This is a genomic window from Actinosynnema sp. NPDC020468 (assembly GCF_040642015.1).
Classification (GTDB): Bacteria; Actinomycetota; Actinomycetes; order Mycobacteriales; family Pseudonocardiaceae; genus Actinosynnema.
The window spans coordinates 112,109-124,731 of record NZ_JBFAEO010000016.1 but is presented as its reverse complement, the minus strand read 5'-3'; the positions used below and the strand labels follow the sequence as shown (position 1 = coordinate 124,731).

The 12,623-nt window shown below is 72.6% G+C and carries 13 protein-coding genes; 8 read left to right on the top strand and 5 right to left on the bottom strand.

The window, feature by feature from the left end:
• Positions 1-108: 108 nt before the first annotated feature.
• Together AB0G50_RS14485 and AB0G50_RS14480 are read right to left on the bottom strand one after the other, a co-directional pair.
• Positions 109-321, bottom strand: a complete 213-nt coding sequence (locus AB0G50_RS14485; RefSeq protein ID WP_360107264.1) for a hypothetical protein — start codon at positions 319-321, stop codon at positions 109-111.
• A 159-nt stretch (positions 322-480) separates the two neighbouring features.
• Entirely contained in the window at positions 481-1,179 is a 699-nt protein-coding gene (locus tag AB0G50_RS14480) for a VIT family protein (protein WP_360107323.1), read from the bottom strand.
• 32 nt (positions 1,180-1,211) lie between these two features.
• Between AB0G50_RS14480 and AB0G50_RS14475 the strand changes: the two genes are divergently transcribed.
• Positions 1,212-1,820 carry a peptidoglycan recognition family protein gene (locus AB0G50_RS14475; protein ID WP_360107262.1) on the top strand — a complete coding sequence of 203 codons (609 nt, stop codon included), beginning with the start codon at positions 1,212-1,214 and terminating at the stop codon, positions 1,818-1,820.
• A gap of 10 nt (positions 1,821-1,830) precedes the next feature.
• Here AB0G50_RS14475 and AB0G50_RS14470 read toward each other — a convergent pair whose 3' ends face one another.
• Entirely contained in the window at positions 1,831-2,391 is a 561-nt protein-coding gene (locus AB0G50_RS14470; RefSeq protein ID WP_360107259.1) for a hypothetical protein, read from the bottom strand.
• A 104-nt stretch (positions 2,392-2,495) separates the two neighbouring features.
• Here AB0G50_RS14470 and AB0G50_RS14465 point away from each other — a divergent pair, with 104 nt between their 5' ends.
• The 3 genes from AB0G50_RS14465 to AB0G50_RS14455 all read left to right on the top strand — a co-directional run bounded on the left by AB0G50_RS14465 (position 2,496) and on the right by AB0G50_RS14455 (position 5,395).
• On the top strand, positions 2,496-3,176 hold the full coding sequence (locus tag AB0G50_RS14465; protein WP_360107256.1) for a response regulator transcription factor: 681 nt from the start codon (positions 2,496-2,498) through the stop codon (positions 3,174-3,176).
• Entirely contained in the window at positions 3,173-4,456 is a 1,284-nt protein-coding gene (locus tag AB0G50_RS14460) for a HAMP domain-containing sensor histidine kinase (RefSeq protein ID WP_360107253.1), read from the top strand. The genes AB0G50_RS14465 and AB0G50_RS14460 overlap by 4 nt, the downstream gene beginning before the upstream one ends.
• A 240-nt stretch (positions 4,457-4,696) precedes the next feature.
• Positions 4,697-5,395 carry a CAP domain-containing protein gene (locus AB0G50_RS14455; RefSeq protein ID WP_360107250.1) on the top strand — a complete coding sequence of 233 codons (699 nt, stop codon included), beginning with the start codon at positions 4,697-4,699 and terminating at the stop codon, positions 5,393-5,395.
• A 1-nt stretch (position 5,396) separates the two neighbouring features.
• Here the strand turns inward: AB0G50_RS14455 and AB0G50_RS14450 are convergent, their stop codons facing one another.
• Entirely contained in the window at positions 5,397-5,855 is a 459-nt protein-coding gene (locus AB0G50_RS14450) for an Lrp/AsnC family transcriptional regulator (protein WP_360107247.1), read from the bottom strand.
• A gap of 121 nt (positions 5,856-5,976) precedes the next feature.
• Here AB0G50_RS14450 and AB0G50_RS14445 point away from each other — a divergent pair, with 121 nt between their 5' ends.
• The 4 genes from AB0G50_RS14445 to AB0G50_RS14430 all read left to right on the top strand — a co-directional run bounded on the left by AB0G50_RS14445 (position 5,977) and on the right by AB0G50_RS14430 (position 10,043).
• Positions 5,977-7,050 carry a thiamine pyrophosphate-dependent dehydrogenase E1 component subunit alpha gene (locus tag AB0G50_RS14445; protein ID WP_360107244.1) on the top strand — a complete coding sequence of 358 codons (1,074 nt, stop codon included), beginning with the start codon at positions 5,977-5,979 and terminating at the stop codon, positions 7,048-7,050.
• 11 nt (positions 7,051-7,061) lie between these two features.
• A complete protein-coding gene (locus tag AB0G50_RS14440) occupies positions 7,062-8,042 on the top strand; it encodes an alpha-ketoacid dehydrogenase subunit beta (RefSeq protein ID WP_360107320.1) in 981 nt (326 codons plus the stop codon).
• Positions 8,035-9,258 (top strand): dihydrolipoamide acetyltransferase family protein, encoded by a 1,224-nt coding sequence (locus AB0G50_RS14435; protein WP_360107242.1) that lies wholly within the window; start codon positions 8,035-8,037, stop codon positions 9,256-9,258. Before AB0G50_RS14440 ends, AB0G50_RS14435 begins: the two co-directional genes overlap by 8 nt.
• 233 nt (positions 9,259-9,491) lie before the next feature.
• The gene (locus AB0G50_RS14430) at positions 9,492-10,043 is read left to right on the top strand and encodes a GNAT family protein (RefSeq protein WP_360107239.1); all 552 of its coding nucleotides are present in this window, start codon (positions 9,492-9,494) and stop codon (positions 10,041-10,043) included.
• Here AB0G50_RS14430 and AB0G50_RS14425 read toward each other — a convergent pair.
• On the bottom strand, positions 10,034-12,547 hold the full coding sequence (locus AB0G50_RS14425; RefSeq protein ID WP_360107237.1) for a hypothetical protein: 2,514 nt from the start codon (positions 12,545-12,547) through the stop codon (positions 10,034-10,036). The genes AB0G50_RS14430 and AB0G50_RS14425 overlap by 10 nt on opposite strands.
• Positions 12,548-12,623: the final 76 nt, after the last annotated feature.

The following is a 12,623-nucleotide window of genomic DNA, read 5'->3' as shown; positions in this document are numbered from 1 at the left end:
CCGTGCACCGTGGGGAATCCCACCCCTACTTGACACCGTTCGCACCAGTGCCACCTGCGCCGATCGGTCTAATATTCGTCCTGTTTTATTCCTTCAGTGCAGACTGAATCACGCTCTGGCGCGGTGCGCGGCTCTCCCGCAGACGGCCGCGGCGGTCAGGAGGAGCAGCGCCAGGGCGGCCTGCCACCAGGCCCGCTCACTCGCCGCGACGATCGTGTTCACGCCGGCGACCAGGGTGAACAGGGCCGAGAGGACCAGCAGGAGACGCCGTTCGGCGCGGTCGTCGCTGGGCAGGACGATCGTCATCCGGGGCTGGGTCATGGGAGTGCACCTCCGGGGGCGGGGTGTGGCGACTGGTGGGACCGATTACCCACTCGGTGCGGACTCCACACGCCCCCTCGGTCACTTCCGGGGTGGTCCGAAGGCGGTCGCTTCGGGGTGTGACCGGGTGATCGCGTGACGCAATACGGGTGACAGAACTCAGCCGAGCGTGACCCCGAAGAGGACGCCGACGTAGTAGGTCACGAGCATGGTCAGCGAGCCGACGACGACGTTGCGGCGCACCGCGCGGCCCGCGGAGCCCGAGCCGAGGCGCGCGCTGATCCAGCCGGTGAGCACCAGGCCGACCACGACGGCGACCGCGCACGTCCACACCCGCCAGCTCGTGGGCGGCAGCACGATCGCGAGCAGCGGCACCAGCGCGCCGACGGCGAACGAGATCAGCGACGCCCACGCGGCCTGCCACGGGCTGGTGAGGTGGTCCGGGTCGATCTGGAGCTCGGCCTCGGCGTGGGCGCGCAGCGCGTCCTTGGCGGTGAGCTCGCGGGCGACCTGCGCCGCGAGCTCGGGGGACAGGCCGCGGTCCTGGTAGATGCCGGCCAGCTCGCGCTCCTCCTCCTCGGGCATGTCGCGCAGCTCGCGCTCCTCCAGCTCGATCGCGGCCCGCTCGGTGTCGCGCTGCGTGCTGACCGAGACGTACTCGCCGCCCGCCATCGACAGCGAGCCCGCGACGAGTCCGGCGACGCCGGCGGCCAGGATGGCCGTGCGGTCGGTGCTGGCGCCCGCGACGCCCACCACGAGGCCGGCGGTGGAGACGATGCCGTCGTTCGCGCCGAGCACGCCCGCGCGCAGCCAGTTGAGCCTGCCCGACAGGTCGCCGTGTGGTTCGGGGTGCGCCATGGTGGTGATCAAACCACCTAGGCTCGTGTTCCGTGGGTGTGAGCAGACGCGTCCTGGTGGCGGGCGCGGTGGGGGCCTTGGTCGTGCCACCCGTCCCTTCCGGACGGACGATCGTGTCGTGCGCCGAGTGGGGCGCCCGGCCACCGGTGGAACCGCCGGCGGTGGTGGGCCGCCGTCCGACGAGGGTGCTCGTGCACCACACGGCGACGGAGAACGCGGCGGACCGGTCGGTGGCGCACGCGCACCGGTTGGCCCGGTTCTTCCAGGACGTCCACATCGGCCGGGACTGGGGTGACACGGGGCAGCACTTCACGATCACCCGGGGCGCGCACGTGCTGGAGGGGCGGCACGGTTCGCTGGCCGCGTTGCGGGCCGGCGACCACCTCGTGGAGGGCGCGCACTGCCCCGGCCAGAACCGGACGTCGATCGGCGTCGAGAACGAGGGCACCTACACCGCCGAACTGCCGCCGGACGAGCAGTGGGACGCGCTCGTGTGGCTGTGCGCCACCGTGTGCCGGCAGTACGGGATCCCACCGTCGGAGATCCACGGCCACCGCGACCACTACGCCGACACCGTGTGCCCGGGTGACGCGCTCCACGCCCGGCTCCCGGCGCTGCGCGCCGAGGTGGCCCTGCGCTGACCGCGTGCGGTCAGGCGGACTCGATGATCCGCCACTGGGGTCCGTTCACCCAGGTGGCCTCGAGGCGGGAGCGGTGGTCGGGGGTGGTGAACTCGATGACCACGGCGGCGGCGGGGCGTTCGACGGAGGCGGCGAAGCCCTGGCGCGGGGTGGCGGAGATCGGGTCGATGGACTTCTCGGACCAGCGGACCGCGGCGACGCCGCCCTGGAGCTGGAAGCTGCGCAGGTAGACCTGCTCGCCGTTCAGGCTGCTCCAGGTGCCGTTCTCGGACGGGACCTGGGCGGTGGTCGTGGTCGTCGTGGTGGTCGTCGTCGTGGTGGTCGTGCTCGTCGTGGTGCGCTCGGACGTGGTCGTCGTCGGCGGCACGGTCGTGGTCGTCACGACGGTGGTGGTGGTCGGCGGTGGGGTGGTGGACACGACCGTGGTCTGCTGGCTCGTCAGGCCCGCGACCAGCATCGGGCGCTCGGGGACGCCCGCCTCCAGGACCGAGCGGATGCCCAGCCAGGACAGCGCTACGGCGACCGCGGTCGAAGCCGACCACGCCGCCAGGTACTGCAACCCACGGGACACGGGGACATCCTGCCGGCGGGTCCGGATGATCGGACCCCTGAGGTCGCTTCGCGTGAGGCCGGTCACCGGGTCCAGTGACACCCGAAAGCGTTACGGTGCGCGCCATGGTTTCGGTGTTGCTCGTCGAGGACGACCCGGTGGTGCGCTCCGCGGTGTCCAGGGCCCTGACCGGTCTGGGGCACGCCGTCCTGCCCGTCGGCACGGCGCTGGAGGCGCTGCGGGAGATCACCAACTCGACGTTCGACCTGGTGGTGCTCGACCTCGGGCTGCCCGACATGGACGGCGCGGACGCGCTGCGGATGATGCGCGGCGTCTGCGACACCCCCGTCATCGTGGCCACCGCGCGGGACGAGGAGTCCGAGATCGTCCGGCTGCTCAACGCGGGCGCCGACGACTACCTGGTCAAGCCCTTCTCCAGCGAGCACCTCGCGGCCCGGCTGTCGGCGGTGCTGCGGCGGGCCCGCAAGGAGGCCGCGCCCGAACCGCTGCGGATCGGGCGGCTGACCGTCGACCTCGACCGCCGCGAGGCCACCCTGGAGGGCCGCGCGCTCAACCTGACCCGCAAGGAGTTCGACCTGCTCGCCTACCTCGCCGCCCGTGAGGGCAAGGTCGTGGCACGCGGCGAGCTGCTGGCGAACCTGTGGAACATGCCCGGCCGGCACGACGACCAGACGCTCGACGTGCACCTGTCGTGGTTGCGCCGCAAGCTCGGCGAACGGGCCGCCCAACCCCGCTACCTGCACACCGTGCGCGGGGTCGGGTTCAAGCTGACGGCCGCCGAGTGAGACGGTCCCTCGCCCTGGTGTCGCTGGCGGTCACCTCGATGGTGGCGCTGGCGTTCCTCATCCCGCTGGGGCTGATGGTCCGGCAGCTGGCCGAGGACCGCGCGCTGTCCGACGCCGAGCGCCAGGCGGGCGCGCTGGTGCCGGTGCTGGTGATCACCTCGGACCCGGCGAGCATCGAGCAGGCGCTGACCAGCACGACCGGCCGGGTCGCGGTGCACCTGGCGTCCGGCCAGGTGATCGGCAAGGTCAAGGCGACGCCCGACCAGTTGCGCAACGCCCAGCAGAAGGGGTTGGCCTCCACCGAGGAGCTGCCCGACGGCCTCGTGCACCTGCAACCCGTGGTGCTGGACGAGGGCAAGGTGGCGGTGGTCGAGGCGTTCGTGCCGCAGGAGCTGCTGTCCCAGGGCGTGCTGCCGGCGTGGTTCGCGCTCAGCGGCGTGGCGGTGTCGCTGGTGCTGGCGTCGGTGCTGGTGGCCGACCGGCTCGGCGCGCGGGTGGTCACGGCGTCGACCGAGCTCGCCGACGGCGCCCGCCGGATGGAGCAGGGCGACCTGGAGACCAGGGTGACCCCGAGCGGGCCGCCGGAGCTGGCCGACGCGGGCGGTGCGTTCAACCGCATGGCCGACCGGATCAGTCAGCTGATGGCCAACGAACGGGAAATCCTGGCGGACCTCTCGCACCGGTTGCGCACTCCGCTCACCGCGTTGCGGCTCGATTCGGAACTGCTGGGAACGGACAACAACGCCAATCGTGTGCGCCAGGCCGTGGTGGCCTTGGAACGCGAGGTCAACGAACTGATCCGGGCCGCCCGGAAAGAACTCACCGACCCGGCCGGCTCGCGCAGCGACGCGGCGCAGGTGGTGCACGACCGGCTGGTGTTCTGGTCCGCGCTCGCCGACGACCAGCAGCGGCTGTGGAACCTGCGGGGCACCGAACGCAGCGCGTGGGTGCCGTTGACCCGCAGCGACCTGGCGGCGGCGATGGACGTCGTGCTCGGCAACATCTTCCGGCACACGCCCGAGGGCGTCGGGTTCGTCGTGGCGCTGTTCCACCAGCCCGACCGGGTGGTGATCGTCATCGAGGACGCGGGTCCGGGCATCGAGGACCCGGAGACGGCGCTGCGCCGTGGGAGCAGCAGCGCCGGCTCCACCGGCCTCGGACTCGACATCGCCCGCCGCGCGGCCGAGTCCACCGGTGGTTCTCTGGTGATCGACCGGGGTCCGCTGGGCGGGACGCGAGTCCAGCTCCGGCTTACCCGGCTCGGCGATGGCCAAGGTTAGTGCGGACTTTCTTTCCCCCGCCTCATGGCACCTTTAAATGTTCCTTAAATAAGTTCCGGTTGACAATTCCCGGTCAGTCGATAAGGTCATTTTTGGAATTGAGGCCGACCGCAGCGCTCTCCCCCTTGCCCGGTCCGCCTCGTTCCCCGTTCGGTGCGGCGACCGCAGCAGCGCTTCCCTGCGAAAAGCGCTCGCGCGGTCGCCGCGCCCGAAATGCCGCCGAATGCAGAGGGAATCCGCGTGTCGCGCAAGAACAGTGCACTGACCGCTGTCGTCCTCCTGGCCGGGCTGGCGCTCGCCGGGTGCGGCGCCTCCGAGGACGTCGGACAGGTGACGGCCACCGCCACCACCCTGGTCCGGACCGTCTCCCACTCCGGCGCGCAGTCGACCGCGTCCTCCTCGGCCTCGCCGAGCAGTGCCGCGAGCAGCGCGTCGCCGACGACGACCACCACGACCACCACCACGACGACGACCACCACCGAGACACCCACGCCGGAACCGGTGAAGCCGCCCGTCAAGACCACGCAGCAGCCCTCCCCGCCGGACGCGGGCACCGACGTCGACGCCGCCGAGGCGAAGGTGCTGGAGCTGACCAACAGCGAGCGCGCGGCACAGGGGTGTCCGACCTTGGCCTTCGACGCGAGACTGGCGCAGGCGGCGCGCGGCCACAGTGCCGACATGGCCGCCCAGAACTACTTCGACCACACGTCCAAGGACGGCCGGACGTTCGTGGACCGGGTGAAGGCCGCGGGCTACCCGTCGCCGGGCGCGGAGAACATCGCCGCCGGCCAGCGCACGCCCGAGTCGGTGGTCAAGGGCTGGATGGAGTCGCCCGGCCACCGCGCGAACATCCTCAACTGCAAGCTCAAGACGCTCGGCGTCGGGATGGCCAAGGGCGGGTCCTACGGCGTCTACTGGACGCAGAACTTCGGCTGGTGAGCTAACCCGAGGTCAGCTCGTCCAGGATGAGCACGGTGTGGCTGGACGTCACGTCGGGCATCGTCTGGAGCCGGGACAGCACCAGGTCGCGCAGGCTGTGCGCGTCCGGTGCCCGGACCAGCAGCACGAGGTCGTAGTCACCCGACACCAGCGCGCCGTGCCACACCTCCGGGATCGCCAGCACCCGTTGCCGCACCGCCTTCCACGAGTGCTGGCTGATCTTGAGGTAGACGTAGGCGGAGATGCCGAAGCCGTAGCGCTCGGGGTCGACCACCGCCGTGTACCCGGTGACGACGCCGTCCCGGTGCAGCCGGTCGACGCGCGAGTACGCGCTCGCGCGCGAGATGTGCAGCTTCTCGGCGAGCGCGCGCATGGACAGCCGGCCGTCCGCGCGCAGCTCCTCGACGATCCGCCGGTCGGTGTCGTCCAGGGGTGCCGAATGTCCAGCTCTGGCCGTCATGCGGTCGACCATAGCCCCCTGCGGTGACCATTCGTCCAGGTTCCGGGCGCAGATCTGGAACTTTGGTCGGTGTGACGCGGACCATGCCTCCCAACTCGCGTTTCGAGTGACGGAGGAGCCCATGACCCGCACCCACGTGCCAGAACGGTCGCTCGTGCCGACCGACGAGCCCCTGGCGTTGCTGCGCAAGGACGGGTCGCGGGTCGAGGACTCGCCGCTCGCGATGCCCGACGACGACGTGCTGGTGGAGCTGCACCGGCGGATGGTGATCGGCAGGCGCTTCGACACCCAGGCCACCGCGCTGACCAAGCAGGGCAGGCTCGCGGTGTACCCGTCCTCGCGCGGCCAGGAGGCCTGCGAGGTGGGCGCCGTGCTGGCGCTGCGCGAGCGGGACTGGCTGTTCCCGACCTACCGCGACTCGGTCGCGCTCGTCACCCGCGGTGTCACGCCGGCGGGCACGCTGACCCTGCTCCAGGGCGGCTGGCACCTCGGGTACGACCCGTACGAGCACCGGGTGGGCCCGCAGTGCACGCCGCTGGCCACGAACACGCTGCACGCGGTCGGGTTCGCGCAGGCCGCGAAGGTCAAGGGCGAGGACACCGCGGCGCTGGTGCTGCTGGGCGACGGCGCGACCTCCGAGGGCGACACGCACGAGGCGCTGAACTTCGCCGGCGTGTGGAAGGCGCCGGTGGTGTTCCTGGTGCAGAACAACGGCTACGCGATCAGCGTGCCGATGGCCAAGCAGAGCGCCGCGCCGTCGCTGGCCGCGAAGGGCGTCGGGTACGGGGTGCCGTCGGTGCTGGTCGACGGCAACGACGTGGCGGCGGTGTACGCGGTGGTGCGCGACGCGCTGCGCTCCGGCGGACCGACCCTGATCGAGGCCCTGACCTACCGGATCGAGGCGCACACCAACGCCGACGACGCGTCCCGCTACCGCACCTCCGACGAGGTCGCGGCGTGGCTCGACCGGGACCCGGTGGACCGGATCGAGGCCTACCTGACCGGGCGCGGCCTGCTCGACCAGGCCCGGCGGGCGGCCGTGGCGGAGGAGGCCGAGGACTTCGCCGCCGGCGTGCGCGCCGCGCTGAACGCCGACGTCGAGCCCGACCCGGCCGAGCTGTTCGCGAACGTCTACGCGGACATGCCCGTCCACCTGCGCGAGCAGGCCGCGATGCTGCGCGAGGAGTTGGCGTGACCGAGGTGTCGATGGCGGGCGCGCTGAACAAGGCGCTCGCCGACAGCCTGGAGGCCGACCCGACCGTGCTGGTGTTCGGCGAGGACGTCGGCGCGCTGGGCGGGGTGTTCCGGGTGACCGACGGGTTGGCCGCGCGGTTCGGCGAGACGCGGGTGTTCGACACGCCGCTGGCCGAGTCCGGCATCGTGGGCACCGCGATCGGCATGGCCATGAACGGGCTGCGGCCGGTGGTGGAGATGCAGTTCGACGCGTTCGCCTACCCGGCGTTCGAGCAGATCACCAGCCACCTGGCCAAGTTGCGCAACCGGACCCGGGGCGCGGTGTCGCTTCCGGTGGTGATCCGGGTGCCCTACGGCGGCGGCATCGGGGGCGTCGAGCACCACTGCGACTCCTCCGAGGCGTACTACACGCACACGCCGGGGTTGCGCGTCGTCACGCCCGGCACGCCGGCCGACGCCTACCGGCTGCTGCGCGACTCGATCGCCTCGCCGGACCCGGTGATCTTCCTGGAGCCGAAGCGGCGGTACTGGGCCAAGGGCGAGCTGACCGGCGACGCGGTGGCGTTCGACCGCGCCGTGGTGCGCAGGCCCGGGAGGGACGTCACGCTCATCGCCTACGGGCCGATGGTGACGACCGCGCTGGAGACCGCCGAGGCGGCCCGGGACGAGGGGTGGGACGTGGAGGTCGTGGACCTGCGCACGTTGGCGCCGTTCGACGACGAGACGGTGTGCCGGTCGGTGGTGAAGACCGGTCGGGCCGTGGTGGTGCACGAGGCGTCCGGGTTCGGCGGGTACGGCGCGGAGGTGGTGGCGCGGGTGACCGAGCGGTGCTTCCACCACCTGCACGCGCCGGTGCTGCGGGTGACCGGGTTCGACATCCCCTACCCGCCGCCGAAGCTGGAGGAGCACCACCTGCCGAGCGTGGACCGGATCCTCGACACCATCGGTCGGTTGCAGTGGGACGACGAGGTCGTGGGAGGTCGCGGTGCCTGACTTCCGGCTGCCCGACCTGGGCGAGGGCTTGACCGAGGGCGAGATCGTGACGTGGCTGGTGTCGGTCGGCGACGCGGTGGCGATCGACCAGCCCGTGGTGGAGGTCGAGACCGCGAAGGCGGTGGTGGAGGTGCCGTGCCCGTACGCGGGCGTGGTGCGGGCCCGGCACGGGGCGCCCGGCGAGAAGCTGGCGGTGGGCGCGGTGCTGCTGTCGGTCGGCGAGCCGGCCGAGGACGCCGCGGCCGCGCCGGTCGCGGAGTCCTCGGAGTACAGCGGGAACGTGCTGATCGGGTACGGGACCTCGGAGTCCAAGCGCCGTCGTCGGACGCGTCGGCCCGCGGTGCCCGAGGCCCGGCGGTCGGCCGAGCCCGCCATCGCCCCGGCGGCTCCGGCGGTCCCGTCGGCTCCGGCGGTGATCTCGCCGATCGTGCGGCAGTTGGCGCGGGAGAACGGGGTGGCGCTGGACCGGGTGCGGGGTTCCGGTCCGGGCGGCGTGATCCGCCGGGCGGACGTGGAACGCGTGCTGGCCGAGGGTTCCCCGTCGGTGACGGGGCGGCGGATCCCGCTCACCGGGTTGCGCGGTGCGGTCGCGGCGAAGCTCAGCGCCTCGCGCCGGGAGATCCCCGAGGCGACGGTGTGGGTGGACGTCGACGCGACCGGTCTGCTGGCCGCGCGGGCGGCGCTGCCGTCGGTGTCGCTGCTGTCCCTGCTGGCCCGGTTCACCGTGCTGGGGCTGCGGAAGTTCCCCGAGCTGAACTCGCGGGTCGAGGACGACGCGATCGTGGTGCTGGACGAGGTCCACCTGGGCTTCGCCGCGCAGACCGACCGCGGCCTGGTCGTGCCGGTGGTCCGCGACGCCCACCGGTTGACCACCGCCGAACTGGCGTCGGGGATCGCCGGTTTGGCGACGTCGGCCCGGGAAGGCCGGATCGCGCCCGCGTCGTTGACCGGAGGCACCTTCACGGTCAACAACTACGGCGTCTTCGGCGTCGACGGCTCGGCCGCGATCATCAACCACCCGGAGGCCGCGATCCTGGGCATGGGCCGGATCATCGACCGGCCGTGGGCGGTGGACGGGCAGTTGGCGGTCCGCAAGGTCACCCAGCTGACGCTGGCGTTCGACCACCGGGTGTGCGACGGCGGCACGGCGGGCGGCTTCCTGCGCTTCGTCGCCGACTGCGTGGAGAACCCGATCACCGCGCTGGCCGACCTCTGAAGCGGTCCGTGCCGGCGTCCCCACCGTCGTGGCCGCCGGCACGGACCTCCTGCTCGGGACCTTGATCCGCTCTCGTTCGAGCGGAGTCCGCTTCACACGGGGCAGTCCTGGCCGCTTCGACCGGGAGCGTCGCCCTCGTCGGCGCCGCGCACCGGTCGAACCGGTGGCCGAGGTGAACCGGATCGTGGTCGGGTGGCGCCGACCCGGAGGCCGGCGGGCGCTAGCGTGGGACCGTGGCACCGGACTACCCCATTCGCACCGAGCGCCTGTCCCTGCGGCCGTTCGACCTCGACGACCGCGCCGCCCTGTACTCGTGGCAGGCCAGGGAAGACGTGGCGCGGTACCTGTACTCCGCGCCCAGGAGCGTCGAGGAGTCCGCGGCGAGCCTGGCGGCCAAGATCGCGGTCGGGTGGCCGGTTCCCGAGGGGGAGATGCTGTCGCTGGCCGTCGAGCGCGACGGGGTCGTGGTCGGCGAGGCGGTGTTGAAGCACCTGAGCGAGCAGCACCGGCAGGGTGAGGTGGGGTACATCCTGCACCCCGACCACCACGGGTTCGGGTACGCGACCGAGGCCGCCCGGGCGGTGCTGCGGTTGGGGTTCGAGGACCTGGGGCTGCACCGGATCGCCGCGGTGTGCCACGCCGGCAACGACGCGTCGTGGCGGGTGATGGAGAAGCTCGGCATGCGGCGCGAGGCGCACTTCCGGCACGCCGTGATGTTCAAGGGCGAGTGGGTCGAGACGGTCGTCTACGCGCTGCTCGAGGACGAGTGGCGGGCTCAGCGGTAGCGGGACTGCTCGTAGGCGTAGCGGTAGGCGTTGGCCACCGGGTCCGCGGTGAAGTCGAGTTCGTCGTCGTACGCGGTGACCGGCACGTCCGGGTCCACGACGGTGAGCAGGGTGCGGCCGGGCATCGGCTCCGCGCCGAACAGCACCACCGACGGGCCGGGCACCCAGCGGGCGCGGGCGGCCTTCACCAGGGCCTGCCAGCCGGGCGTGGTCAGCTTGGACTTCCAGAAACCCGCGGTGCGCGGCCAGTTCGCGATGTCCAGCTCGCGCACGTCGAACTCGCCGCGGAACGCGCCGTAGAGCACCACCAGGTTCACCTCGTACACCGCGTGCCGGGTCGGCAGGGTGTGACCGGCGGGCAGGTAGTGCTCCCGGGTGCGCACGCGCGGCGCGGTCGACTGCGCGTAGAGCCGCTTCAGCACGGCCGCCAGCTCCGCCCGGTCCTCGCTGTCGGCGGCGAGCTCGCGCAGGAACGGCAGGACGCGGGAGGTCACGGTGGCGAAGGACAGCACCGCGTACAGCGCGCTGTCGTCCAGCAGACCGGGACCCTGGGCAGCCACCTCGCGCAGCAGGGCGCGGGTGTGCCGGGCCACCAGGTACTCGCCGAACGTGGCGTGCAGGAACTCGTAGGTGCGCGACACCGCGCCCCGGTCCAGCGCCTCCGAGTGCTGGATGAAGAAGAACCGGCCCAGCACCGCGCCGCCCGCGCCACGTCCGCCGACGGGCGCCGGCACGTCCAGCAGCGCGGCCAAGTCGGCGTCCACGTCCGCCTCGCGCACCGACTGGCCGCCCCGGTTGAACATCGCGCACGCCACCACCGACAGCCGGGTCAGCTCCTCCTCGACCCGCGCGTCCACGGCCGCCGCGCCGGACTTGGCCACCTCGCGGCGGGCGAACTCGGTCAGCAGCCGCTCGTACAGCTCGGCCTCGCCCAGCGTCCGGTCGAGCCGGTACAGCGCGTTGCCGACCGCGTCGTAGAGCGCGAACATCAGCAGCAGCAACGGTTGCCGGGCGAACGTCGGGTGCCGCAGCACCAGCCCGAGCGCCAGCGGGGCGAGGTTGCCGCGCTTGAAGTAGGCGAAGTTGGCGTGGTTCCACACGTCGGTCCAGCGGCGCACGTGGGCGTCGGTGAACGGCGCGATCCGCAGCACGTGCGCGCCGTCGGGCAGCTCGACGCCGGCGCTGACGCCGATCCGCCCGGTCACCACGACCGCGAGCGGGTGACCCGAGTCGGCGCGGCGGCGTTGGAACTCCGCGATCCGGACCAGGTAGTCGGACTGGTCGTGCGCGCTGGCCTGGAGCAGCTCGTCGAACCCGTCCAGCAGCAGCACGGGCACCGCGTCACCGGTGAGCCGGTCGAACTCGGCCCAGCCGACGTCGTCCAGGAACTCCTGCCGCAGCACGTGCCTGACCTGGTCGGGCAGGTCGGCCTCGGCCGGCACCTTGCGCAGCTCCACCCGCAGCGCGAAGAAGTCGGCGGCGGGCAGCCGGGCGGCGAGCACCTTCGTCAGCACGGACTTGCCGGTGCCCGGGTCGCCCAGCACCAGCAGCGGCGCGTCGTGGGCCTCCGGCGAGGTCAGGTGACCGGCGAGGTAGCGGTGCAGGTCGGAGCGGAACTCGACGTCGTCCTCCCACCAGTCGAGGTCGGTCGGGCGGCAGCCCTGCGCCATCCGCGCCACCTGGAAGTCCGGGTCCACGTAACCCTGGCCGACGGTCGGCGGGCCGAGGTCGCCGGAGGTGAAGTCCGAGCTGAGGATCGGGTCCTTGAGCCCGGCCTGGTACGCGCGGTGCAACTCGGCCCGGCGCGGGTGCGGCTGCCCGCCGACCGAGACGCGGGCGAGCAGTTCGGTCAAGCCCGCCAACGCGTCCCGCGACCGGGACCGGCCGGCGCGCAGCCACCAGCCCAGCTCGGGGTGCTGATCGGCGGCCTCGGCCAGCAGGTCGCGGTAGCGCGCCACGGCGTTGTCTACGAGGCCCTCCATCGCTTTCGCCAGCGCCGCCCGGTCGTCCTCGTGCGGCGGCACGGGCAGCAGGCGGGCCACGTCGTCGGCCGCGTCGGCGTAGACCGCGCGCACCCGCTCCAGGTGCGCGTCGCGCGGGTCGCCGGGCGAGGGCGGGTACAGCGGGACGTCGATCAACCCGACCAGACCCATCGTCCGATCCATCGACGGTGCCATCTCGTACGACCGGTCGGTCTCCGGCAGCCCGAAACCGGTGCCGGGTACCAGTTCGACGAACGCCTTGACCACGAGCACCCGGTGCACCGCGGCCAGTTCGGTGGTGCGCGCGAGCCGCGACGTCCGGACGCGGGTCTTGGCGAGCAGCCGCCGGTTCAGCCGCACGAACTCGGCTCGCGTCACCAGCCAGATCAGCACCTGACCGACGTCCGACCAGCCGCCGTCGGCCACCGCGCCGCACAGCGCGATGTCCAGGCGCGCCAGCAGCTCCGGGTGCTCCTCGCCCAGCAGCGCGACGGCGTCGAGGTAGGTCGTCGGGCCGGCCACGCGCCGATCATCGCACCCGGTGATCGGGCACACGGAGCGGTTCAGTCGTTCGGCCCAGTGCGGCGGCGGGCGGGCG